This window comes from Psychrobacter sp. APC 3426 (assembly GCF_030408035.1).
In the GTDB taxonomy this organism is placed as follows: domain Bacteria; phylum Pseudomonadota; class Gammaproteobacteria; order Pseudomonadales; family Moraxellaceae; genus Psychrobacter.
Window position 1 is genome coordinate 1 of record NZ_JASDCF010000018.1, and the last position, 22,567, is coordinate 22,567.

The 22,567-nt window shown below is 42.0% G+C and carries 26 protein-coding genes; 11 read left to right on the forward strand and 15 right to left on the reverse strand.

Annotated elements, in window-relative coordinates; all coding sequences use genetic code 11:
* Nucleotides 1–51: 51 nt before the first annotated feature.
* Nucleotides 52–654 carry a DMT family transporter gene (locus QL919_RS09460; RefSeq protein WP_290189300.1) on the reverse strand — a complete coding sequence of 201 codons (603 nt, stop codon included), beginning with the start codon at nucleotides 652–654 and terminating at the stop codon, nucleotides 52–54.
* A 147-nt stretch (nucleotides 655–801) separates the two neighbouring features.
* Here QL919_RS09460 and QL919_RS09465 point away from each other — a divergent pair, with 147 nt between their 5' ends.
* The 3 genes from QL919_RS09465 to QL919_RS09475 all read left to right on the forward strand — a co-directional run bounded on the left by QL919_RS09465 (nucleotide 802) and on the right by QL919_RS09475 (nucleotide 2,723).
* On the forward strand, nucleotides 802–1,692 hold the full coding sequence (locus QL919_RS09465; RefSeq protein WP_025650898.1) for a LysR substrate-binding domain-containing protein: 891 nt from the start codon (nucleotides 802–804) through the stop codon (nucleotides 1,690–1,692).
* A gap of 238 nt (nucleotides 1,693–1,930) precedes the next feature.
* Nucleotides 1,931–2,281 (forward strand): IS630 transposase-related protein, encoded by a 351-nt coding sequence (locus tag QL919_RS09470; protein WP_290189301.1) that lies wholly within the window; start codon nucleotides 1,931–1,933, stop codon nucleotides 2,279–2,281.
* Nucleotides 2,208–2,723 carry a transposase gene (locus QL919_RS09475; RefSeq protein ID WP_290189302.1) on the forward strand — a complete coding sequence of 172 codons (516 nt, stop codon included), beginning with the start codon at nucleotides 2,208–2,210 and terminating at the stop codon, nucleotides 2,721–2,723. Before QL919_RS09470 ends, QL919_RS09475 begins: the two co-directional genes overlap by 74 nt.
* A 314-nt stretch (nucleotides 2,724–3,037) precedes the next feature.
* Here the strand turns inward: QL919_RS09475 and QL919_RS09480 are convergent, their stop codons facing one another.
* Entirely contained in the window at nucleotides 3,038–3,655 is a 618-nt protein-coding gene (locus QL919_RS09480) for a trimeric intracellular cation channel family protein (RefSeq protein ID WP_290189303.1), read from the reverse strand.
* A 428-nt stretch (nucleotides 3,656–4,083) separates the two neighbouring features.
* Between QL919_RS09480 and QL919_RS09485 the strand changes: the two genes are divergently transcribed.
* Nucleotides 4,084–5,070 (forward strand): hypothetical protein, encoded by a 987-nt coding sequence (locus QL919_RS09485; RefSeq protein ID WP_290189304.1) that lies wholly within the window; start codon nucleotides 4,084–4,086, stop codon nucleotides 5,068–5,070.
* Between the two features lie 39 nt (nucleotides 5,071–5,109).
* Entirely contained in the window at nucleotides 5,110–5,637 is a 528-nt protein-coding gene (locus QL919_RS09490) for a hypothetical protein (RefSeq protein ID WP_290189305.1), read from the forward strand.
* 298 nt (nucleotides 5,638–5,935) lie between these two features.
* Here the strand turns inward: QL919_RS09490 and QL919_RS09495 are convergent, their stop codons facing one another.
* Nucleotides 5,936–6,853: a DMT family transporter gene (locus tag QL919_RS09495; RefSeq protein WP_290189306.1), complete on the reverse strand. Its 918-nt coding sequence runs from the start codon at nucleotides 6,851–6,853 to the stop codon at nucleotides 5,936–5,938.
* A gap of 148 nt (nucleotides 6,854–7,001) precedes the next feature.
* On the opposite strand from QL919_RS09495, the gene QL919_RS09500 reads away from it, so the two are divergent.
* Nucleotides 7,002–7,457 (forward strand): Lrp/AsnC family transcriptional regulator, encoded by a 456-nt coding sequence (locus QL919_RS09500; RefSeq protein ID WP_290189307.1) that lies wholly within the window; start codon nucleotides 7,002–7,004, stop codon nucleotides 7,455–7,457.
* A gap of 131 nt (nucleotides 7,458–7,588) precedes the next feature.
* Here QL919_RS09500 and QL919_RS09505 read toward each other — a convergent pair whose 3' ends face one another.
* Nucleotides 7,589–7,969 (reverse strand): transposase family protein, encoded by a 381-nt coding sequence (locus tag QL919_RS09505; RefSeq protein ID WP_290189359.1) that lies wholly within the window; start codon nucleotides 7,967–7,969, stop codon nucleotides 7,589–7,591.
* Between the two features lie 11 nt (nucleotides 7,970–7,980).
* Entirely contained in the window at nucleotides 7,981–8,421 is a 441-nt protein-coding gene (locus QL919_RS09510; RefSeq protein ID WP_290189308.1) for a transposase family protein, read from the reverse strand.
* Nucleotides 8,422–8,644: 223 nt separating this feature from the next.
* Between QL919_RS09510 and QL919_RS09515 the strand changes: the two genes are divergently transcribed.
* Both QL919_RS09515 and QL919_RS09520 read left to right on the forward strand, forming a co-directional pair.
* Nucleotides 8,645–9,502, forward strand: a complete 858-nt coding sequence (locus tag QL919_RS09515) for a DUF3658 domain-containing protein (protein WP_290189309.1) — start codon at nucleotides 8,645–8,647, stop codon at nucleotides 9,500–9,502.
* Nucleotides 9,503–9,537: 35 nt separating this feature from the next.
* Entirely contained in the window at nucleotides 9,538–10,212 is a 675-nt protein-coding gene (locus tag QL919_RS09520; RefSeq protein ID WP_179798462.1) for a hypothetical protein, read from the forward strand.
* An 89-nt stretch (nucleotides 10,213–10,301) separates the two neighbouring features.
* Here the strand turns inward: QL919_RS09520 and QL919_RS09525 are convergent, their stop codons facing one another.
* The 5 genes from QL919_RS09525 to pdxA form a co-directional block, all read right to left on the reverse strand.
* The gene (locus QL919_RS09525) at nucleotides 10,302–10,823 is read right to left on the reverse strand and encodes an IS630 family transposase (protein ID WP_290189310.1); all 522 of its coding nucleotides are present in this window, start codon (nucleotides 10,821–10,823) and stop codon (nucleotides 10,302–10,304) included.
* Nucleotides 10,807–11,145, reverse strand: coding sequence for an IS630 transposase-related protein (locus QL919_RS09530; protein WP_290189311.1), 339 nt, complete (start codon nucleotides 11,143–11,145; stop codon nucleotides 10,807–10,809). The genes QL919_RS09525 and QL919_RS09530 overlap by 17 nt, the downstream gene beginning before the upstream one ends.
* Nucleotides 11,146–11,273: 128 nt before the next feature.
* Entirely contained in the window at nucleotides 11,274–12,110 is an 837-nt protein-coding gene (locus QL919_RS09535; protein WP_290189312.1) for a symmetrical bis(5'-nucleosyl)-tetraphosphatase, read from the reverse strand.
* A gap of 85 nt (nucleotides 12,111–12,195) precedes the next feature.
* Complete coding sequence (rsmA, locus tag QL919_RS09540; protein ID WP_290189313.1) at nucleotides 12,196–13,059, reverse strand: 16S rRNA (adenine(1518)-N(6)/adenine(1519)-N(6))-dimethyltransferase RsmA; 864 nt, start codon at nucleotides 13,057–13,059, stop codon at nucleotides 12,196–12,198.
* 156 nt (nucleotides 13,060–13,215) lie between these two features.
* A complete protein-coding gene (gene pdxA / locus QL919_RS09545; protein WP_290189314.1) occupies nucleotides 13,216–14,310 on the reverse strand; it encodes a 4-hydroxythreonine-4-phosphate dehydrogenase PdxA in 1,095 nt (364 codons plus the stop codon).
* Nucleotides 14,311–14,661: 351 nt separating this feature from the next.
* Here pdxA and dnaB point away from each other — a divergent pair, with 351 nt between their 5' ends.
* The 3 genes from dnaB to argF all read left to right on the forward strand — a co-directional run bounded on the left by dnaB (nucleotide 14,662) and on the right by argF (nucleotide 18,500).
* Nucleotides 14,662–16,065 (forward strand): replicative DNA helicase, encoded by a 1,404-nt coding sequence (gene dnaB / locus QL919_RS09550; protein WP_290189315.1) that lies wholly within the window; start codon nucleotides 14,662–14,664, stop codon nucleotides 16,063–16,065.
* 187 nt (nucleotides 16,066–16,252) lie between these two features.
* Nucleotides 16,253–17,377, forward strand: coding sequence for an alanine racemase (alr, locus tag QL919_RS09555; RefSeq protein ID WP_290189316.1), 1,125 nt, complete (start codon nucleotides 16,253–16,255; stop codon nucleotides 17,375–17,377).
* 199 nt (nucleotides 17,378–17,576) lie between these two features.
* Nucleotides 17,577–18,500 carry an ornithine carbamoyltransferase gene (gene argF, locus QL919_RS09560; protein WP_290189317.1) on the forward strand — a complete coding sequence of 308 codons (924 nt, stop codon included), beginning with the start codon at nucleotides 17,577–17,579 and terminating at the stop codon, nucleotides 18,498–18,500.
* 133 nt (nucleotides 18,501–18,633) lie between these two features.
* Here argF and rpiA read toward each other — a convergent pair whose 3' ends face one another.
* The 5 genes from rpiA to QL919_RS09585 form a co-directional block, all read right to left on the reverse strand.
* The gene (gene rpiA / locus QL919_RS09565) at nucleotides 18,634–19,293 is read right to left on the reverse strand and encodes a ribose-5-phosphate isomerase RpiA (protein WP_290189318.1); all 660 of its coding nucleotides are present in this window, start codon (nucleotides 19,291–19,293) and stop codon (nucleotides 18,634–18,636) included.
* 194 nt (nucleotides 19,294–19,487) lie between these two features.
* Nucleotides 19,488–20,798, reverse strand: a complete 1,311-nt coding sequence (locus QL919_RS09570; RefSeq protein WP_290189319.1) for an arsenic transporter — start codon at nucleotides 20,796–20,798, stop codon at nucleotides 19,488–19,490.
* Between the two features lie 43 nt (nucleotides 20,799–20,841).
* Nucleotides 20,842–21,600 (reverse strand): arsenical resistance protein ArsH, encoded by a 759-nt coding sequence (arsH, locus tag QL919_RS09575; protein WP_201632875.1) that lies wholly within the window; start codon nucleotides 21,598–21,600, stop codon nucleotides 20,842–20,844.
* Complete coding sequence (gene arsC, locus QL919_RS09580) at nucleotides 21,587–21,994, reverse strand: arsenate reductase (glutaredoxin) (RefSeq protein ID WP_201632873.1); 408 nt, start codon at nucleotides 21,992–21,994, stop codon at nucleotides 21,587–21,589. Before arsC ends, arsH begins: the two co-directional genes overlap by 14 nt.
* A 137-nt stretch (nucleotides 21,995–22,131) precedes the next feature.
* Nucleotides 22,132–22,494: a metalloregulator ArsR/SmtB family transcription factor gene (locus QL919_RS09585; RefSeq protein WP_101212640.1), complete on the reverse strand. Its 363-nt coding sequence runs from the start codon at nucleotides 22,492–22,494 to the stop codon at nucleotides 22,132–22,134.
* Nucleotides 22,495–22,567: the final 73 nt, after the last annotated feature.

Consider the following 22,567-nt stretch of genomic DNA (forward strand, 5'->3'; position numbering starts at 1 on the left):
CATTCATAGTACGATTGGTTATGTGTCGCCTTTTGAGTTTGAGAGACGATACTATGATAGTCTTACTGAGTCAGACAAAGCTGCCTGACTCAAGCAATCCACTCTCCGATATAGTCGGGGCGGTTCAGTTTGATAGACAGTATGATGTTGTGGAAGTTTACGAACTAACAGATTGTTTAGCGCCATGGTTACCGCCACTATAAGGGCAAACACCGCCCCTAAATTGATCTGTTTCGGTTGTACAATAACGAGGATACCAGCAAAACCTAATATAGAGGCTGCGATAGTCGGAAAATTTAATCTGTCTTTATAAAATAAAAAACCCAGTGGTAATACAAATAAAGGGGCGGCATAAAAAATAGCATTCGCAGTCGCAAGAGGCAGTGCTTGAAGAGACAGTACCATGAATATCACACCCAATAACCACACGTGACTACGAACAAAGTGCCATTTTATATTACTGAATAACTTGTTCTTTTTATTAATTAAGCAAAATGGCAACAGCATTAAAACCGCTGTGCATTGACGAAACAGGATAAATTGATATACCGCCGTCTCAGAGGGCAAGGCCTTTATCAAGGCGTCTGAGAAGACCGCAATGATATTTCCTAGTACCAATAGCGTCATGGCAAATGCAACACTCATCTTTGGCATTCTTAGCCTCCCCGCCCTATTCAGAATTCAGAAACTGTTAAAACCCCAATGGGTTCATGCTGATTTAACGATCTGTCAGGCAGTATATTCAAGTAACGGTATGATGTATAATGATATAAAACATATTTAGTATTACCTGAGGTAATAATGGATTTACCACCGCTGCGTGCAATACAGTGCTTCGAGTCCGTTGCACGGCTTAACAGCTTTTCAAAAGCAGCAGAAAGCCTCAATGTGACACAAAGTGCCGTGAGTCACCAAATACGCATCCTTGAAGAGTATCTTGGGGAAGCAATGTTTTACAGGCAAGGCCGGACCTTTTCGTTGACAGAGGTTGGTGAGCGTTATTTCACAGATGTGAGTGGCGCATTGGGTCTACTTTCAGATAGTAGTCAGATTATTAAACATGGAAAACCTGGGCATATACGCTTAGCTCTGTACAGTTCAGTCGCAGTGAATTGGTTGATTCCTCGACTAGAAGACTTCTATAGACAGTATCCAGAAATAGAACTCACTTTAGATATGGTTAATCATCCCTCTGATTATAATGAGCAAAGGGCCGATTGTTATATCACCGTCGATCCTCCTCCACATGCTTTCATCAGTAAGTTTTTATTTACTGAAACTTTATATCCTGTGTGTGGTCAAAAGCTTTGGGAGAAAATAAGAGATAAACCCCTTCCTGACGCATTGTGGCGGCATCCAATATTGTCTGTGAGATATGCAGATACAAGCGTGAATACAGCAGAGGATTGGCTGCGGTGGTGTAAGGCAGGCGGATTTGAATTGCCAAGCGATATAAAGATAAATCATTTTAGTCATGTACTACTAGCGATAGAAGCCGCAAGGTACAATCTGGGCATTACTCTTACCAATAATTATATGATGCAGGATGACGCTTATAAACAAAATATCGTTAGAATTCCAATGCACGAATTTCTAACAGGGGACCAATTTTACTTCGTTTGCAAGGAATTAAAGAATAATCAGGATGATATTATTAAATTAAGCGAATGGCTGAAATCCCAATGTAATTAAAAAAATCTTTACCTTATTTGTTATCAAAAGATCAAATTATGATTTGTTATAGGGGTTTAAAATGATGATTTAGAAAATCCCGATCAACAATTCATAAAGACTCATATCCTCAATAAATAGTCATTTATTTTATCTGATCTTAAATAAGATATAGTCAATCCAACTTAAAGTTGTATAGTCAATTCCACCTAAAAGTGTTATAAATTAATTATCAAACCCAATTGTTATTATAAAGACCATGACTTACTCACTAGATTTTCGCAAACAAGTACTAAAAAGCTTAGACGAGGGTATGACCTTTGCCGGGGCGGCTGAGTTCTATAATCTCAGCCCAACCACTATACAGAACTGGAAGAGACGTGTTCATAGTAAAACAACCAGGCAAACCAAACCCTATAAAATACCAGATGACGTGCTACTTAATGATGTTAAAGAACATCCTGATGATTACCAGTATGAGCGAGCTCGTCGTTTAAACTGTAGTAAAACAGGCATTTATCATGCCCTAAAGCGACTTGGCATCAGTCAAAAAAAAGACCTTAGAGCATCCAAAAGCGTGTCCGATCAAAAGAGCGATATATCACAGTAAGCTTAATAGCTTTACGCAGCAAGGCTATCCCATCGTCTATATATACGCGCGCGGCTTTGAGCACGAGACCATTCGCTCTCATGGTTATGCACCGATTGGTAAACCCTGTATCGATAGTTACAACTGGCAAGGTAAAAAGCGAACCAACGTTATCGGTGCTCTATATGAAAAGATGCTGTTTGCACTAGATTACTTTAAGCACAACATTAACAGCAGCATATTCTACGACTGGTGCAAACACAAGCTAATCCCAAGTCTTAAAACCAAATGCGTGATTGCCATGGATAATGCCAGATTTCATAAGAGCAAACGCATTCAAAAGCTACTGAACAGGCATGGTCATCGTATTCTTTGGCTGCCACCGTACAGCCCTGATCTGAACCCTATCGAGAAAAAAATGGGCTCAGGTGAAGCTTCTACGCCAAGGCTGGATGGAAAATGACTTATCCAAATTGTTTTATGATATTTGCCCTAGTCATAACAATTTTATTTTGAACTGACTATATTCGTTTGGACTTTTTTGAATAAATGTACTAGATCATAAAATAGATCTCAGAGGTCTTGTGAGCATCTAATAGGCTATACATACCATACTTACTAAGCCCTAATGAGGCTTATGAACATGTTAAAACTTAGCTAGATCGTCATATTAGTGGCGTTAAGTCAGTATGATGGTAAAAAAATAGAGAGCCTTAACGACTCTCTAAAATAACCCAGCCCGCTCGTAGACATTCTTATGACGGTGGGTTCACTATTTTATTTAGAAGTTTCCAACAAATGGAATACGGGTAATCGCCACTTTGCTCTAACCGCTGCCATACGGATTAAGTAACCAGCAACTAAACTAATAATGACGCTGATATTACTACTAACAGCAAAATGCTGAAGTGTTAAATATAAACACGCAACGATCAAAGAAACTGAAGCGTATAACTCATGATGTAAAACCAATGGGGTTTGGCGACATATTAAATCACGCAGCAATCCACCAAATACACCTGTTGCAATGGCCGCAACTATACAAACACCGTAATGGAGTCCCATGTTAAGCCCTACTTGACAACCAATGATACTAAAGGCCGCTAGTCCTAAAGCATCCAAACGTATGAAAATGCCATTAAATTTAACAACCCATTTAGCCAACCAAGTCGTTATAAGACCAGCCACACAAACGATTAATAAATATTTAGGATGTTCTACCCAAGTTAAGGGGTAGTTACCAAGTAGGATATCTCTGACACTACCACCGCCTATCGCTGTTACACTCGCGATAAGCATAACCCCAAACCAATCCATATTTTGTCGTCCCGCGCTTAGTGCCCCCGTCATTGCCTCTGCTGTAATACCAATAATGTAAACTATACTCAAAAGCATGGAATACTCACCTTAAATCTATCTGATAGTGTAAATGATGTGAGATTGTAAAGATAAAACTGGTGTATTACGAATGATAATTTGAATCGTTTTGAAAGCATCTAGTACTACTCTATTCTAGCAACGGGAAAGCAAAAAAGAATGCAACGTTATTGTCACTTTATATGCAAAAGCACTGCTTTTCCCAAGCATAAATCGCGGCTTATGCGTAAGCATCAAATTTTCATAAACAAGTAAAAAAATTACTGAATACACATGGTCACAGGCTTTGAACTCCACTATCCTAGTGCCCTGACTTAGACCTCATTGATAGAAATAGGTACAAACCAATATTCCACGCCAAGAATGGATAATGGTTTTTTAAATTGCTAAATGATGTGGGCTGTTATGAATGGCCCATATAACGATCTTCTGAAGGAATAAAAATTATGATGAGAAAAACGTTACTGCTCAGCATGCTGTTAGTAAGTCTGACTGCGTGCCAGAACACTAATACACAGGGCATTGAGACAACAACAGTTTTACAAAACAACCTACCGACGACAACCGCAACCGATAAACATACTAACAATATAACGGGCGATTACGTCACAGATGGCTATACAAAGCGTAACGAGGGTTACGACTGGTTTGCGATCAGCGTACGTGATGCTGGTCAAGATGCTATTAGTGTGTCTATTCGTTCTCGCATAGACAAAAAGAAACCTACTTGTACATTAGACACCGTACTTCATAAGGCTCATGATGGACGGTATCAGTTTTGGGTAGATAATAATCCCGTTTATTTTCGCTTTAACGACAATAGCTTATCCATTGAAGGTGAAACATCCCGTCTACAAAAAACAGCTTTTTATTGTAGCGGCGGTGCAACGCTTGGTGGCGTATATCAAAAATTAAGCGATACGCTGGATACTCGACAATTGGACAACTCGCAATACGCTACCTCACTCAACTATGGTGATTTTTCTACTCAAGTGACCAGCACCTCTGACGGTAATGGTGGCTATATCTTGCAGATTCAGTCAATGGGCGAAGACATTATCGAGCGACCAATTAGCGATCCTGTTGTTAGTGCTGATGTGGGTGATATGAATGGCGATGGATATCCTGAAATTCTGGTGTTCACCCAAAGCGTGGGTAGTGGCTCATATGGTGACGTGGTTGCTTATTCGAGTAATAAAGGGCTGTCATGGAGTGAAGTCTCTTATCCAGAGCTGACTGATAAACTCAAACAAGGTTATATGGGGCACGATGCGTTTGCATTGGTTGAGAATGTATTGGTTAGACGTTTCCCACTCTATTTAGAAGACGATAGCAATGCCAACCCACAAGGTAAAACACGCCAAATTCAGTATCATATGATAGATGGGGAAGCTTCTCGTCAGTTTGTAGTTGACACGGTTAATGAGTTTTAAACTCCTCTTAAAAGTTTACTGGATAATAGGATAAAGCAAGTGCTATATAAAAACTTTGAAATACAGTTAATTTTAGCATTAACTGTATCCATAACTGCTTGTACAAATACGGATCTTATGCATACTACCGCTATTGATACTGTACTTGAAGAGACGGCGCTGGTAAAAGCTAAACCAATAGCTATCGAAAAATCGAATATAAATTTCGACAGTCATCCAATTGCAAAACGTTATAGAACTGTGATTAGTGGGGAATATGCGAAACAGGACGTGAATTTTGCAAACCATTACGTAGTAATAACATGGGGCTGTGGTTCAGGCTGTGTCAGTGGTGCGATGGTCGATAGCCGAAATGGAACGGTCTACCCTTTACCAGAAGATAAAGAATGGGGTGGTAATGGCACATATGTTACATTTGAACAGGAAAGCAATATTCTAACGTCAGTATGGGTAATTCCGACCCCAACAGGCGATACTGAAGAAACGCAAAAATACTGGAAATGGGATGAGCAATCTAAAGTATTTGCACATATTTCTGCACTTCCAACATATCTTGAGAGTAAATAAGAGAGAAGACCTGTGAAAAAAATTACCAAAGTGCAAATGGCAACGATAATCGCCATAGTCTTTTGTATTATATGGGAAATTTATATAGGTATATGGTCTAGAACACAAGTTGGAGCGATAATAAGAGTAGATATATTCATTATTTACCCAATATTGATAGCTCTAATTATTATTTCAGTCAAACAATATATAAAAAATAAGCGAGGCAATCATAGATAAAAGGTCTTAAAAACAATACTCAATGAAATACTAAGCTTTTCTTTCTGATACTCATTTTTGCAATAGGACATATCTTACTTTACTTCGCTCGATTGGATAAAATGACACCAATTGTGCTTAACACGATGCCGCATAGCATTGCAATTGATAAAGACTCATTGAGTATCAACGCTGCGAGTAAAGCGGTTAGTCCAGGAGACAAGGAGCCAAGCAATAAGGTGCGAATCGACCCAAGCTTGTTGACCGCATAAGAAAACCCAATGGTTGAGACAATACCAACGCCAACGCCCTGTATTAAGATAAAAGGTAGCGCATCATCAAAAGAGACAGCCCCAAGGTTGGTCTCTAGAAGACCAGATAGAACCATCACTAATGTCACAAAAAATGCAGTGTAAGAAAGGACGAGAGCAACCGTTATTGGACTCAAGCTCGTACTTTTTAAGCCTAAGGTGTAACCTGCCCAAACCAAACTCGCAATCAGTAAAAAGGCCATCCCCTGTAGCAAACTACTAGGTGTTGGTCCTGCGTTCCCTACCATCATCGTGGCTACGCCAAAGAAAATAATCATGAATGCCAAAAATTTCTTTAGTGATATACGTTGGCGGTAAAAAATAAAGGACAAGAGTGCGGCAAAAAATACTGGCGTCCCTGTCAAAATAGTACCAACATAAGCGGCAGGAGCAGTACTCGCACCAAAGGTGGCGAGCAACAGAAAAGGAACACCGCCAAATAAAATAAAAATGATATCAGCCCCTCTCATGTTTTTGATTTCCTTCAAACTAGAGAATACCCAAGGCGTCAATAAAAGTAGTGGCACGCTAAATCGAATGAGCATGACATCAGCCATGCTTAACGACGATGCTCCAACCGCTCGTACAGTCAATGCAAAGCCTGACCAAATCAATATCACAACAATCATCGCCACATAGCCTTTCATCAGCGGAGACAGGGTGAACAAGGGGTTTTTGCGTGAGGAAGGCTGAGAAATGGTATTCATATTGATGTCTTATGCTTGTATATAAAGCCTAATTATCAATCAAAAATCGCGCTTTTATCTCTATTCTTTTATTGAAAATCTATAGTTATTTAGTGGATAATGCCAAATAATATATAATTATTGGCTGGAAACACCAGAAAGGCAATACATGGATAAAATCGACCGTCATATTTTGGAAGTGCTTCAGAAAGAAGGACGCTTATCAACAGCTGAATTAGCCGAGCGTATTGGTCTGTCACCCTCACCTTGTGCTAGGCGCCTGAAACGTTTAGAAGATGAATTTTATATAGAAGGCTATCAAGCGAACATAAATAGAGCTAAAGCTGGCATTGCGATGAGCTTTTTTGTGGAAGTCAGTCTGAGCAACCATCAAGAAGGATCGATTACAGCCTTCGAAAATGCTTTATCTGAGATGGATGAGGTAATCAATGGACATGTTGTTTCGGGCCCTTATGATTACTTATTGGAAGTAGTCAGCACAGACCTCAACGGTTATGAAGAATTTACTCGTAAATTGCATAAGCTTACTAGCGTTAAAGACATACATACCCACTTATCAGTGAGAAGAGTGATTAATAAAACAACGTTGCCTATTTTTATGTAATACCTTTTAACGCTTATTATGCAATATGCCAACAGCTGCCTTACAGGCCTTGCTACAGAAGCTTTGTGTTTCTTTTATATAAACTTAAATATCAATAGTGTTTGATGTATTCATTAGACTTCTTGCAAAAGTCAGATATTAAGCTCGAAATTTACCAGTCCTGCGAACAGCTTCATTCTTAAGTCATAACGTTGACGTCGATTACGGTAGCGTTCAGCCACAATTTTGAATATCTTAATCAGACCTATTTTATGCTCAACCAGAATACGAAATTTTGCCAAATACTGATTGGCCTGTTTACAAAGCGCTAACAGCTCACCGCCCTTTGGTTTCTTAAAGGGGATAAAGGTCTGATCATGTAGCTTTGCTATACCTTGGTAACCACTGTCTGCTAGGTAGCTGGTATTTTTAGGCAGCCAATCAGGACAAGTTTGTTTATAAAGACTAAAGTCATGTACTGAACCGTTGCAGGTTTGCACATCCAATATCAGTCCTGTTTGCCAATGTACGATGACTTGCGCTTTTAAGGTATGTTGTTTCTTTTTTCCACTGTAGTACTGTTTTTGGTTTTTTCTGGCCGTTCAATGGGCGTTTCGGTGGCATCAATGATGACCGCTGACCAATTGACATCCTCAGGCTTACCGTGTGGCAGTTTTCGTGGCAAATCAAACCTGCCTGAGTGTATAAGGATGTCTTCTACTTTTCTGACAATGCGACTGGCAGAGGACTCATGAACGTTGAAGTCCACACCAATATGATAAAGGGTTCGGTATTCACGCCAATAGGTCAGTGCTAGTAAAATCTGCGCCTCTAAGCTAAGCTCACTTGGACGACCTGATTTGGTCTTGGAAGCTTCATGCTCTTGCATGGCTTCTAGCATTTGCTCAAAAGTAGCTTTGTGGATGCCGGTATAACGTTTAAAACCTGCATCACTCTGTTCAAGTAGTTTGGCTATATTTGGCATATCTATTGAATATTTAGGGGTCAGTTATATTCTTTGAGTCTTGAAGCTACTTTTGCAAGAGGTCTATTATTTATCCAATTTTGATAACTCTAACTATTATTTCCATTAGACAATACATAAGAAATAAGCGAAACAACCATAGATAAAAAGGCTTAAGAATAGTACGCGATGAAGTATTACGTCGTTCTTTTCGACACTTATTTTTGCAAACAGGACATACGTCATGCTTACCCTTCATATTGCTAACGGCGCATCAGCTTCTGGCACTTTAAAACATTATTTCGAACAAAATAAGCTTGATGGTACAAACGAAGTGTTGTGCTTTGATGACTATTTGGCCATTGGCCCTTTATATGATGGTAATAAAGTCAATGATCATCAACTGTTAAACCAACGAGCCAACTATCTATTTGATATGTTACAAATAGCGCATCTCGAAGAATTCGCTGACGCAACTATTGAAGATCAATGGTTAATAGATATTACTAAAGACATCAGTAAATTATGTCACTTTAACTTTACTCATTACCACAAAGTGGTTATATGGCATGGAGATAATGCGCCTGAACGGTCGTTACTCTATTTGTGTTGCCATATAATTGATGAGCATAAACTCTACCATATCAGTATTAACGACTATAACCTCTCTACTCATATGCTACGTGGAGTGGGTGCCTGTTCTCTTGAAATGTTAGACTTCCTGCATAATCAAGAAAAAAAGATCAATCCTGTAGATTGCGTGCAACATGCACAATTATGGCAAACGCTCGTTAAATCCTCGAAGCGACCTGATAGCTTATTGCGAATTTTTGAGAGCAACGAAGTCAAATCTGTTGGTGAAGATTATTTTGATAAACAAATACTGACGCAATGCCAAGAACAAGGTCAAGGTCAAGGTCAAGGTCAAGGAAATTTTGTATTAATGATGGCATTGGTTGGCCGTGTTCTGGGGTTAAGTGAGCAGCTTATTACAGACACTTTCATTATCGCTCGAGTCTACTATTTAATCCAAAATACCAGTCTTGAGTATCAAGGAGATTTGGATCAGCCGCGTCAGTTACAAGTTCGAGTCAGAGATTAATCATAATCACCAGCCCTAAATTCTAGGAAAATATCATGAATGTTTTGAAATCTGGCTCAATCATCTCGTTAGTGACATTAGTCACGCTAAGTGGCTGCCAGTACGCTAATACAAGACTAGAAAGTCAATTAAAGAAAGAGCCATCTGAAGTCATGCAGAAACTGTTTAGTATCGAAACTGATAGACAGTTTTATATCACTTTTCCTGACCACAAGAATCAAGTGGCGTTAACTGAGTTTGTCAGTGCCAATGACAGCCAAGATAGCAAACCGTATGTGAGAGGTGTATTAGCAGATAATAAAAATTATTCAGTGTCACTGGACTATAGAAATATCACCGCATTAAATGGCTCAAAAAATCAAAATATTGTTAAGTTCATCGTTCCTTATACATTAACCAATAGTAACGCTGTGTCAGATGAAACACTGTCTACTCTAGATAATCCAAACCTACCCAGCAACTCACTGTATTTAGGATTTTTCGAGCTAGATTATATTACCAATAATATTACTCAATACGATCAACAGCTCCTAGGCAAGTACAGCACTCTGACTGCGATAAGCTATGATGGACAAGATACTGTTAATATCAACATACGTCAGTACCCAACAGAGACTGACCAAAATAAAAATGTCAGATCCAGTTTTCACGACCTGACGTTTAAAGTGGGCGAAGAGATGACCCTGATTGAAAATGTGATTGTAGAATAATTATTTATTGGCTTTGGGTATACCCCAAGGGAACCAGTTATTTCACCCCTCAAACCCATTAATAGACCACTCATAATAGACTGCTATAGTCAATCCACAATAAAACTGGAACAGCCCATATCCTGAAACAGTTTAGGCAGATTATTCTCCATCCACCCTTGTCGTAGAAACTTTGCTTGCGCCCATTTCTTTTCAATAGGGTTCAGATCAGGACTGTAGGGTGGCAGCCATAAAATACGATGGCCGTGCCTGTTCAGTAGTTTTTGAATGCGTCTACTTTTATGAAACCGAGCGTTATCCATGACAATCACGCTCTTGGTTTTAAGACTTGGAATAAGTGTGAACTTACACCAGTCATAAAATATATTACTATTGATATTGGTCTCAAAGTAATCAAGAGCAAACAGCATTTTTTCATAGAGAGCTCCGATGACATTCGTACGCTTCTTTGCTTGCCAGTTGTAGCTATCGATACAGGGTTTACCAATCGGTGCATAGCCATGAGAACGAATGGTTTCAGCCTCAAAGCCGCTTTCATCCATATAAACGATGGGATAGCCTTGAGTCATATAATTACTTAAATGATTGAGATACTTAGCTCTTTTTATCAAACAGGCTTTTGGATGTTTTAAGGTCTTTTTTTTGACTGATGCTAAGGCGTTTTAATGCGGCTTCTATGCCTGATTTACTACAGCCTAAACGCCGTGCTCGCTCGTACATATAATCGTCTAGATGCTGCTCAACATCTTTCAATAAGGCTTCATTTGATATTTTAGTCGGTGCTTTATTTCTGGTTGTTTTAGGAACTAAGCTCTGCTGCCAGCTATGAATCGAGCTTGTGCTAAGCTGATAAAAGTTAGCTGCCTCTCTAATGGTCATGCCGTCTTTAATGCTTCGTAACACTTGTTTGCGAAAGTCGATTGAATAGGTCATCGTTTATTTCACTAAATGAATTGGTTATAAATATTGTATCGGTTTTATCTAAGATTGACTATATAATGGAACCACTTAAAACAGACTACTTACTTAGCCTTGTATATCAACGTCAGCTATAGTCCTCGTTACGAGTTTGAGCAATGCTCGCTTGAGGCGATTGTTTTACCATCGCCCAATCGATAAGCCAATAACTGGTTACCCCAAACACAACCACCATCGAGTGCACGTGCATGCGGCAGATCGACCTCACCCTTTAGCGCTGCCCAATGCCCAAATAATATTTTACGCGTGCGTGGTACTTGCCATTCAAACCAAGGCAAGAAATCCTTGGGCATAGACTCATCCAGACCAGCAGTGAAACTGAATTCAAGTGTGCCGTCTTGCTTGCATAGCCGCATACGAGTAAAGTAATTAGCAATCGCGCGCAGCTTAGTATAGCCATCAATGTCTGCATGCCACTCATCGGCTGTCCTGCTATATAAATTCGGCAACAACTCATCAAGCTGTGGCAATTTACTTTGCAGCGCTTCTTCTAACTGCTGCGCGTAGCTTGCTGCCGCCTCAATCGTCCAGTGCGGTGGAATACCCGCATGTACCAATACCGTCTGCTCATCAGGATAAGCCAATACTGGCTGATGACGTAGCCACTCCAGTAATTCATCGCAATCATCGGCGTCAAAAATAGGCGCTGTTTTATCTTTTTTCTTGAGCTTTGCGGCACCGCGCCAAACGGCAATCAAATTAATATCATGATTGCCCAATACCGTTGCTGCTGCCCCTTGTTCACACAAGGATTTAATATCTCGCAAAGTACTTAATGAGTCTTCGCCACGAGCGACCAAGTCGCCCGCAAACCAAAGCTTGTCCTGTGAAGCATCAAAGTCTAGTATCTCTAGCAATTGACGATAAGCAGCATAACAACCTTGCAGGTCACCGATGACATACTGATGGCGAAAACTCATAAACCCTCAATCATTTTATCTAAAATTTTTTGATGCTCTTTTGCATTAAATGATATGGATAATTTTAATGCTCTATTGTTAATCCTCAAACGCCTATTTTGCGTGCTTGGTTGCTCAAATTGACAAAATCTTTCACACTTAAGACTTCTGGACGTGCTTGTGGGTCGATAGCACAGGCTGCAAAATCATCTTCACTCAATGTTGGCAACAAAGTCGACTTCTTAAAAATGGCTCGTAGCGTTTTACGACGATGGTTGAAAGTTTCACGCACCACAATAGCAAAATAGTCTTCATCTTCTGCCACGATTGGCTTATTAATATGCGGCGTCAGGCGAAAAACCGCACTGGTGACTTTTGGTGGCGGATTAAAAGCACCTCGCGGGACGGTCAGTAGATAATCAGTATTGCAATGATACTGCATGATGACCGATAGACGACCATAGGTTTTGCTACCAACATCAGCCGTGATGCGGTCGACCACTTCTTTTTGTAGCATAAAGTGCATGTCTTGAATCACATCCGCATAGCTGAGCAGATGAAACAATATCGGCGTAGAAATGTTATACGGCAGATTACCTACCACACGCAGCTTACCGCGCTCAGGACTATACAGCTCACGATAATCGACATGCATGGCATTGTCTTTGATAATGGTAAAGTTCGGATGACTATTGGCACCAATACGAATACGTAAACTATCTGCCAAGTCACGATCCAACTCTACCACGGTCATAGCATCGACTTCTGCCAATAGCGGCTCAGTCAGCGCGCCCATGCCCGGCCCAATCTCGATTAAGTTATCATCACGCTCTAGGCGAATGCTGTCAACAATTTGGCGAATCACACTACCATCGTGCAAGAAGTTTTGACCAAAACGCTTACGCGGTTGGTGTTTGGCAGCCCGTAGACTGTTAGAAATAGATTGAGCATCAAACGTAGTTTTGGACATAAAAAAGTCTTAATGGATAAAAGATAAATGGACGATGATAATGTAATGGCAGCGATATGCTGGCTTTATAATGACAAATTATACCACAGCTCATAATTAGGGCGTGTTTTCAACGACTGCGTTTTTGAAAATAGTAGAGTAACCAATCATACGTAGTTAACGATTCAGTGATTTATCCGCCATCTCACTGGCCATTAGTAGTGCTTGATATAAGCTGGTCGCACTCGTACCGCCGCAGCCTGCTAAATCAAGCGCCGTACCATGATCGACAGAAGTACGGATATAAGGCAAACCCAAGGTTAGATTGACCGTATCGCCAAAACCGTGTGATTTGAGCACCGGTAAGCCTTGGTCATGATACATGGCAATCACCGCGTCACAGTTCGCTAAATGCCTTGGAGTAAACAGCGTATCTGCCGGCATCGTCTCTGATATATCGACGCCTGCATCGATAAACTCACGCAATACGGGATTGATAATCTCAATCTCCTCAATGCCTAAATACCCACCCTCGCCTGCATGCGGATTGAGACCACAGACCAAAATACGTGGACGCATTAAACCAAATTTCTCTCGCATATCATCAATGACAATTTGCACCGTTTGGCGGACATTGTCAGCAGTGATAGCAGCAGGTATGTCTTTTAGTGCTAAATGCGTGGTGACAAGCGCGACTTTCATGGCTTGATTGGCGAGCATCATCACGACCTTTTCACAGCCACTTTGCTGCATAAAGAACTCAGTATGTCCGCTAAACATCGTGCCATCGAGCAGCTTGATATCAGCATCTATCAGTGCAGACTTTTGCAATGGGCCTGTGACGATAGCAGCGACTGTTTTGTTGGTTGCTAACCGATGCGCGATGTCCAATTGCTTGGCAACCATTGCCGAATTGCGTGTATTAATTTGTCCGCAAACGACGGGGTCAGCACAAGGTGTATTCAGTAGAATAAAAGCACAATTGTCATTATTATTGTCATCAATCATTTGCTGTGACATTTGATTTAAAAATTCATCGGCTGCGATATCTACATCGATGGTTTGCCACACTGGACGGCTTTGAAGTAGACCTGCCGTTACTAGCATATCAGCGCGCTTTTGCATTGCAGTACTATCGGCAGTGACCCAAATTGGGCGTTTAAAATCTTGTAATTTGCCTGCATCTGCTAATAGCAGCACGACATCCATCCCAATGCCAGCAGGCTCACCGGTTGTGATTAATAACGGTAGTTTTTTTTGTGTATCTTTCATAAGAACAACACCTTTATATTTAAAATAAGCACTTGATTTAATTATAATTATAATTGTCAGGATAAATATTTATATTAACATCGCATAAATGATTTTTTTACGTATTACAACCCTAATTTAGGTTAGATTGTTATTTATAGAGTCTGAAAAAAGTACATTATGTGTTAAACTTTCGCTTTCCATTTTAGCATTTATAAGCCGGCGCTGAGACCACCTTTTGGTACTTCTCTCGTAGAGGTATGTCGCGCTTGCTTGGCGGTATCACCCTAAAACACATACTGATAGCACATAGCTATTTATAATTTCTAATAAACTTATTTTTTATACCGACTTTTGACACATTAGGCACTCATGGCAGACAACGAAAAAACCGACGACTTACTCAATCAGACACCGCCGCACAATATCGATATTGAAAAGGCCTTGTTGGCGTCTTTAATGAGTATCGAAGAGGCGTACGATAAGATTGCAGATATTGTCACCAAAGACGACTTTTATGCGGGGCGACATCAGTATATTTTTGATGCTATTGCGCATTTAGCAGCGGTCAACGAGCCTTATGATACGGTGATGGTACATGACTGGTTGGAAGCACAGAAACTGCTTAAAGGTGCCGGTGGTGACAGTTACTTAGCCGATATTCTGAGTCAAAGTCCTGCCACTTTATTTAACCTCACCGCTTATGCGCAGCGTGTGCGTGAGCTATCCACCCTACGCCAGCTGATTACCACTGGCAATGACATGCTTGCTCTTGCCTATAATCCCAAAGACCAAAGCGTCAGCGATATCTTAGACAATGTCGAAGGCAAGATATTTAGTATTAATGAACAGCATAACAAACGCGCTGAGCAGCGTGGACCCGTTGGTATTACCTCTGTATTAACCAATGTCATCGATAAAATCCAAGAGCTAAAATCCAATCCCGATGGCATGATTGGTTTGCAAACTCCTTTCGTTGAGCTAAACAATAAAACGCAAGGTTTACAAGCTGGCGATTTAATCATTGTGGCTGCGCGTCCCTCTATGGGTAAAACGACTTTTGCCATGAACTTGGCAGAAGGTATTTTATTTAATGAAGATTTACCCGTGGTGGTGTTTTCGATGGAGATGCCAGCAGAGTCTATCGTTATGCGTTTGCTATCGTCGTGGGGAGCGATTAATCAGACGCATCTGCGTTCGGGGCAAATGAATGAGGACGAGTGGGCAAAGATGATGAATGCCATTCAACATTTGCAATCTAAGCATTTATATATTGATGATAGTACTGCTCTGCCACCCTCTGAGATGCGTTCGCGCTGCCGCCGTATCGCAAAAAACCATGATGGCAAGCTTGGCGCTATCGTCGTCGATTATCTGCAATTAATGAAAGTACCGAGCCTCGATGGTAACCGCGTGGGAGAAATCTCAGAGATTTCACGGAGTCTTAAGGCGCTAGCACGTGAGCTTGAATGTCCTGTTATTGCCTTATCACAGCTTAACCGCAGTCTAGAGAACCGTCCTAACAAACGTCCTATCATGTCGGATTTGCGTGAATCGGGTGCGATTGAGCAGGATGCCGATTTGATTATGTTTATTTATCGTGATGAGGTTTATAATGAAAACTCAGACCACAAAGGCGTGGCTGAAATCATCATTGGTAAGCAGCGTAACGGCCCTATCGGTACCATACGCTTAGGCTTTGAAGGACAGTTCACCCGCTTTATCAACCTGACACCAGAATACTATCAAAACGTCAGTTTTGAGAATGATGAATAATCAGAATGTTCACGATGGCCTATATTTAAGTCCATACCCATAATAGAAAAATAAGCATTAGACACTATAGCCAATGCTGCATCTGCCTGATTGATGCAGCATTGGCTTTCTAGCTTTATTCATAAAGTAACGGTATCTATAAAAAAGCCTTATTCATAAAATAACTTTGCTAATAAAGAAGCCAATTATGCGTACTATCACTATCAAACCCAATGCTATTAGCCACAACTTAGGTCAAGTTAAAAAAATGGCACCACACTCCAAAGTATTGGCCATGGTAAAGTCCAATGCTTACGGACATGGAGTGGCAGCAGTCCTGCCAGCGTTACAGCAAGGCAAACAACAGGCAGATGGTATCGGAGTGGCCACCTTGAGTGAAGCCATAGAAGCGCGTCAATTAGGCTGGGATAAAACCATTGGTTTGATTGAAGGCGCATTTACTCTGAATGAGTGGCTGCAAGCGATTGAATATGATATCAGCTGTGTGATTCATCATCAGCCGCAGCTGCAGTGGGCATTAGACAATATAGCGCCTATTGATAGCGCAACCCGAGTGGTGTGGCTTAAATACAATACTGGGATGAATCGCTTGGGTTTTGATGCCGAGGGCGTTATTGCAGCGGCTAAGCGCTTACATGAGGCTGGTTATCAGCTCATTTTGACCACTCACTTTGCCAATGCTGATGACAGCGCTCATCCCTTGAACGCAATGCAAATACAGCGTTTTTCGGACGTATTAAGTACATTGCAAGAGACCATCAGCTCGGATATCAAAGGCTCATTATGTAACTCAGCGGGTATTGTCAATTTCCCAGAGCATCATTATGACTGGGTACGACCTGGTATTATCTTATATGGCAGTTCACCTGTGATTGATAAAAATGCGCAGGAATTAGACTTGCACCCAGCGATGGAATTTAGCGCGCAAGTTATTGCCTTGCAAACGGTACATACAGACCATGCTATTGGTTATGGCAGTCGCTGGACCGCACAGAGGGATACCAAAACCGCATTGGTGAGTATAGGCTATGGTGATGGCTATCCACGTGTCGTCAGCGATGAAACCTATGTCACTGTCATCGATAACACTGATACGGAAAGCCGACGCTACCGGTGTGCAGTCCTTGGTCGTGTAGCGATGGATATGATTGTGATTGATGTCAGCACCGTACCAGAAGACAGTGCTTTAAACAGTAAAGTCATACTCTGGGGCGATGCACCGCACGTCGATGAAGTCGCCGCGCATGCTGGTACGATTAGCTATGAGTTGCTATGCCGTCTAAGCGCACGCCCAAAGCGTTTACAAATATAGCAACTATGATAGGCCGTCACAAGATAATGATGAATGTAACCCCTACCTGTCAGACTGATAAATCACGGTAAATTGGACATTTACATTAAGCCTAATTGCGCTATACTAAAAGTTTGTTGTCACCCCAGCATACGCACTGACGCAATGCTATTACAGACTGATGACGTTTCATTGACCGCGATCGACTGCTAGGATTACTATGAGTTTGCGCCATTTTTTGACCTTATCTGATTTAACCCAACAAGAACTAGAAAACCTAATCAAACGCGCCAGCGAGTTGCGCAAGATGCAACACGCCGGTGAGATATATCAACCGTTTGTGGGTCGTACGCTCGGCATGATCTTTGAGAAGTCGTCCACTCGTACGCGCATCTCATTTGAGACTGGTATGGGGCAATTTGGCGGTAGTGCTATCTTTTTGTCACCCAACGATACCCAGCTAGGACGCGGTGAGCCATTAGAAGATTCAGCTCGCGTTATCTCTAGTATGGTCGATATCATTATGATTCGTACCTTTGGTCATGAAAAAGTTGAAACCTTTGCTGAATACTCAAGCGTGCCGATTATCAATGCCCTCACCGATGAATTCCATCCATGCCAGCTGCTTGCTGACATGCAAACCTACTATGAGCATCGCGGTAGTATCGAAAACAAAATCGTCACGTGGGTCGGTGATGGCAACAATATGTGCGCCTCCTACATGCAAGCGGCCAATCAGTTTGGCTTTGAGCTACGTGTAGCAGCCCCGTATGGTTTTGAGCCTGACCCTGAGCTGATGAAACGCTTTTCACATTGTGTAAGTATTGTTGAAAACGTGCAAGAAGCGGCAAAAGATTCAAACTTAATTGTCACTGATGTGTGGGCAAGCATGGGACAAGAGTCTGAACAAAATACTCGTGCGCGCCGTTTTGCTTCTTATCAAGTCACACCATCGTTATTGGACAAAGCCGATCCTGAGGTGGTATTTATGCACTGCTTGCCTGCGCATCGCGGAGAAGAGATTTCTCATGATATGCTTGACGACCCACGCTCAGTGGTATGGGACGAAGCTGAAAACCGATTACATGCCCAAAAAGCCTTGATGGAATTTTTGTTAAAAGATAAGATTAAGCTACCTGGCTAATCAGGATTTCATCATTAGAACCAATACTTCAAAGTAGTGATACGTAAAAAGGCAGACCACATTGAGTGCGACCTGCCTTTTTTATTGTCAATCAAAAATCATTAGTCAGTTAACGAGACATTTAGCGAAACATTTAACGGGTAAAGGTCGTCACCCCATTACTGCCCGCTTTTAATAACACATCGGCTTGATTGGCAGCAAAAATACCATTACAAACCACGCCCACAATATTGTTCAACTCTTTCTCAAGCGCTACTGGATTGCTGACATCCAAATCATAGGTATCTAAAATCACATTACCATAATCGGTAACAAAGTCCTCACGATAAACAGGTTCACCGCCTAGACGAGCCAACTGCCGAGCAACGTAGGAGCGTGCCTGTGGTAATACTTCGATTGGTACTGGGAATGCGCGACCTAGAATATCGACACTCTTACTCTCATCAACCATACAGACAAACTTATTGGACGCTGCAGCGACGATTTTTTCACGAGTCAGTGCACCACCACCGCCTTTAATCAATTGTAAATGGGCATTAACTTCATCAGCACCATCAATATAGACATCTAGCGTGCCAGCAAAGTTCAAATCAACGATTTCAATACCAAGAGCACGAAGTTTGTCTTCCGTCACCTGCGAGCTTGCAACCGCGCCAGCAAGCTTGATGGTCGGCAACAATTCAATCAAACAGTTCACCGTACTGCCTGTGCCTACTCCAAGTATCATGTCGTCTTCGATATAGCTTAGAGCAGCTTTGGCTGCGGCTTGTTTCTGTACTTGCTGATCACTCATCATAAATCCTTGGCAGAATAAACGTATCATTGTAAAAAAGGTAAAATGCGCCGCTATTATAACCGATGACTTTGATATATGTCAGCGTAAAACCGATTCTAATAATGAGGTATTCCAACCATAATCTATAACCTGTATGAATGTCTTATGAATGACCAACCCCCTATAGAGGTGGGGGTTTCTGTCTAAATTGGTTAAAAATCAGACAGATAAGACAACCAAAATACCAAGGCCAACAGCGTGGCTAATAATACTGGCGGCGTGATGAGCAGCCCGATTTTCATATATTGCCCCCAGCTTATTTTATAGTCTTTCTCTGCTAAGACATGTAGCCATAACAAGGTTGCAAGGCTACCGATGGGCGTAAACTTCGGACCCAAATCATTGCCAATCACATTAGCATAAATCATCAGCTCGCGAGTCGCTGCGGGTACTTGCGCGCCATCAATAGCCAGCGCGCCTACTAAGGTGGATGGCATATTATTCATGATAGAAGCCACAATCGCTGAAAGGAATCCAGTCCCCACCGTAGCGATAATATTGCCCTGTTGTCCTAACCAATTCAGTATTTGAGCACCATAAGCCGTTAACCCTGCGTTACCCAAGCCATAAACCACTAAGTACATCCCGATTGAAAACAGTACAATTTGCCAAGGCGCGTTACGTACGACGTCAGATACAGAAACAACAGCATCTCGCCCGCCTTGCCACCAGCGGCCTGCAATAGCCATTAATACCAATGCCGCTGTTCCCGTGACGAGGGAAATGGGCACACCTAATGACTCGGTGGCAAAATACGCAACAAGTAACAATGCTAATAGCGGAAAAGCGGCTTTAAACACCAAGGGATCTTCGATAGCGGATGCAGGTGCGCTAAGATTGGCAATGGAATAATGTGTTGGAATTTGGCGCGCATAGACCACCCACAGCACTGCTAATGTCGCGATGACAGAGACGATGTTGACCGGCACCATGACCGCCGCATAACGTCCAAAGCCAATATCAAAATAATTAGCGCTGACGATATTGACCAGATTGGAGGTCACTAACGGCAGGCTGGCGGTATCAGCAATGAAGCCTGTAGCGATGATAAAAGCCAATGCCGATGGCGGTGAAAACTTAAGCCGGAGCAAGATAGCGATGACAATCGGTGTGAGTAGCAATGCAGCGCCATCATTGGCAAAAAACGCGGAGATAAACGCGCCCAGTATCACAATCATGGGAAACAATAACCGCCCTTGCCCATTGCCAAGTCTCGCCACATGTAGCGCCGCCCAACCAAAAAATCCCGCTCTATCCAAGATAAGCGAGATGATAATTAGCGCCACAAAGGTAAAGGTCGCATCCCAGACGATGTCCCATACAATACCGACATCGGATAACTGCACCACGCCAAAAGCTAAGGCGATTAAAGCCCCACCCAGCGCGCTCCAACCAATGCCTAATCCTTTAGGCTGCCATATCACCAAAACCAAAGTCACGATAAAGATAGTTAATGCGAGCATGGAGCAACCTTATTTACAGCGTGTTGATTATAACTAGGAGATATTACAGCGACTTTTGATTGACACGTTGCGACACTGCTTCGGCACTTTCTACCCGTTCTGAATAGCGATCAGTCAGATAAGCTGAGCGTCCACGAGTGAGCCAAGTAAACTTTACTAGCTCCTCACAGACATCAACGAGACGCAGATATAAGGGCGACTTGTCCATGCGATTATCGTCATTAAACTCTAAAAAGGCCTTAGGGATAGACGATTGATTGGGGATAGTAATCATACGCATCCAGCGCCCAAGAATACGCAGCTGATTGACGGTATTAAAGCTTTGACTGCCACCGCTGACTTGCATCACCGCTAAGGTTTTGCCTTGGGTTGGACGTACGCCGCCCAGTGCGAGTGGTATCCAATCGATTTGTGCTTTCATAATGCTAGTCATACTACCGTGACGCTCTGGACTCGCCCACAGCATACCCTCTGACCACTGCGCCAGCTCGCGCAGCTCTTGTACCTTTGGATGATTGATATCAGCATCATCTGGCAGCGGTAGACCCGATGGATTAAACATCCGTACCTCGCAGCCATACCAACGTAATAGACGGCTTGCCTCTTCAGCCGCCAGCCGCGAAAACGAGCGCTCACGTAATGACCCGTATAGCACTAGTATTTTAGGCGGATGACGCGGATCATTTGGCGCAATCAATGACTCAATATCAATCGGTTGTAATTGACTGGCATCAATATTGGGCAAGTCATCTAGATTGGCTAAGTCATCGACGTCATATTGCCCTGTATTAACCTTTACCATGATGTAGAACCTCTCCATCCTCTTTAGTAAAGCTGCTCACTGGGTTTTCTAACAATTCAAACACTCGCTCTGAAGGTCGGCATAACGCTGCGCCTTTATCCGTGACCACGATAGGACGATTGATTAAGATAGGATGCGCCATCATCGCATCGATAATGTCGTTATCAGACAGCTCAGGATTGTCTAAGCCCAGCTCATCATTGATGGCTTCTTTACTACGTAGCAACTCTCTTGGCGAGAGGTTCATTTTTGCCAATAGCTCAACTAACTCATCACGGCTCGGCGGGTTTTTCAGATACTCCACTACTTTTGGCTGCTCGCCTGATGCCTTCATGATGGCTAACGTATTGCGAGAAGTACCGCAGTTAGGATTATGAAAAATTAATGGTTTCATAGCAATCTCACCTATTTTATGGGTATGGTTATTAATAATATATTTGTTCAGAAAACGTTTATTAAGAATCTATTAGTTCTACTACTTCTATTAGTTAAGAGATAGTTATTGAGTCAGCTATCGGCTTAGCGCTTACTTTACAGATTGTCTTTATTATTAAGTTTAGCAGTCTCACATCCACTCAAAATTTCCATGAGCGAGGCACACAGCTCTGGATGTCCCGCACAGCAGTCTTGCAATAAAAACTGCACGACCGCCTCCATATGCGACAACGAGGCGCGATAGATTATTTGCCGACTTTGGCGTTTTGACACTACCCACCCTGCTCGTGCCAGCACCGATAAATGCGCCGACATAGTGTTATGTGGTACAGACAGTTGACGGGCTATCTCACCCGCAGGCAACCCCTCAGGCTCTTGACTGACAAGTAGCCTAAAAGCTTTGAGACGAGTATCTTGAGAAAGCGCAGCGAAGCTTGCGATAGCATTAGTTATTTCCATATGTCCAATAATACAGACATATGGAAATAATTCAATACTTTTAAATTCACCACCCTATAAGAAGGCTGTTTTA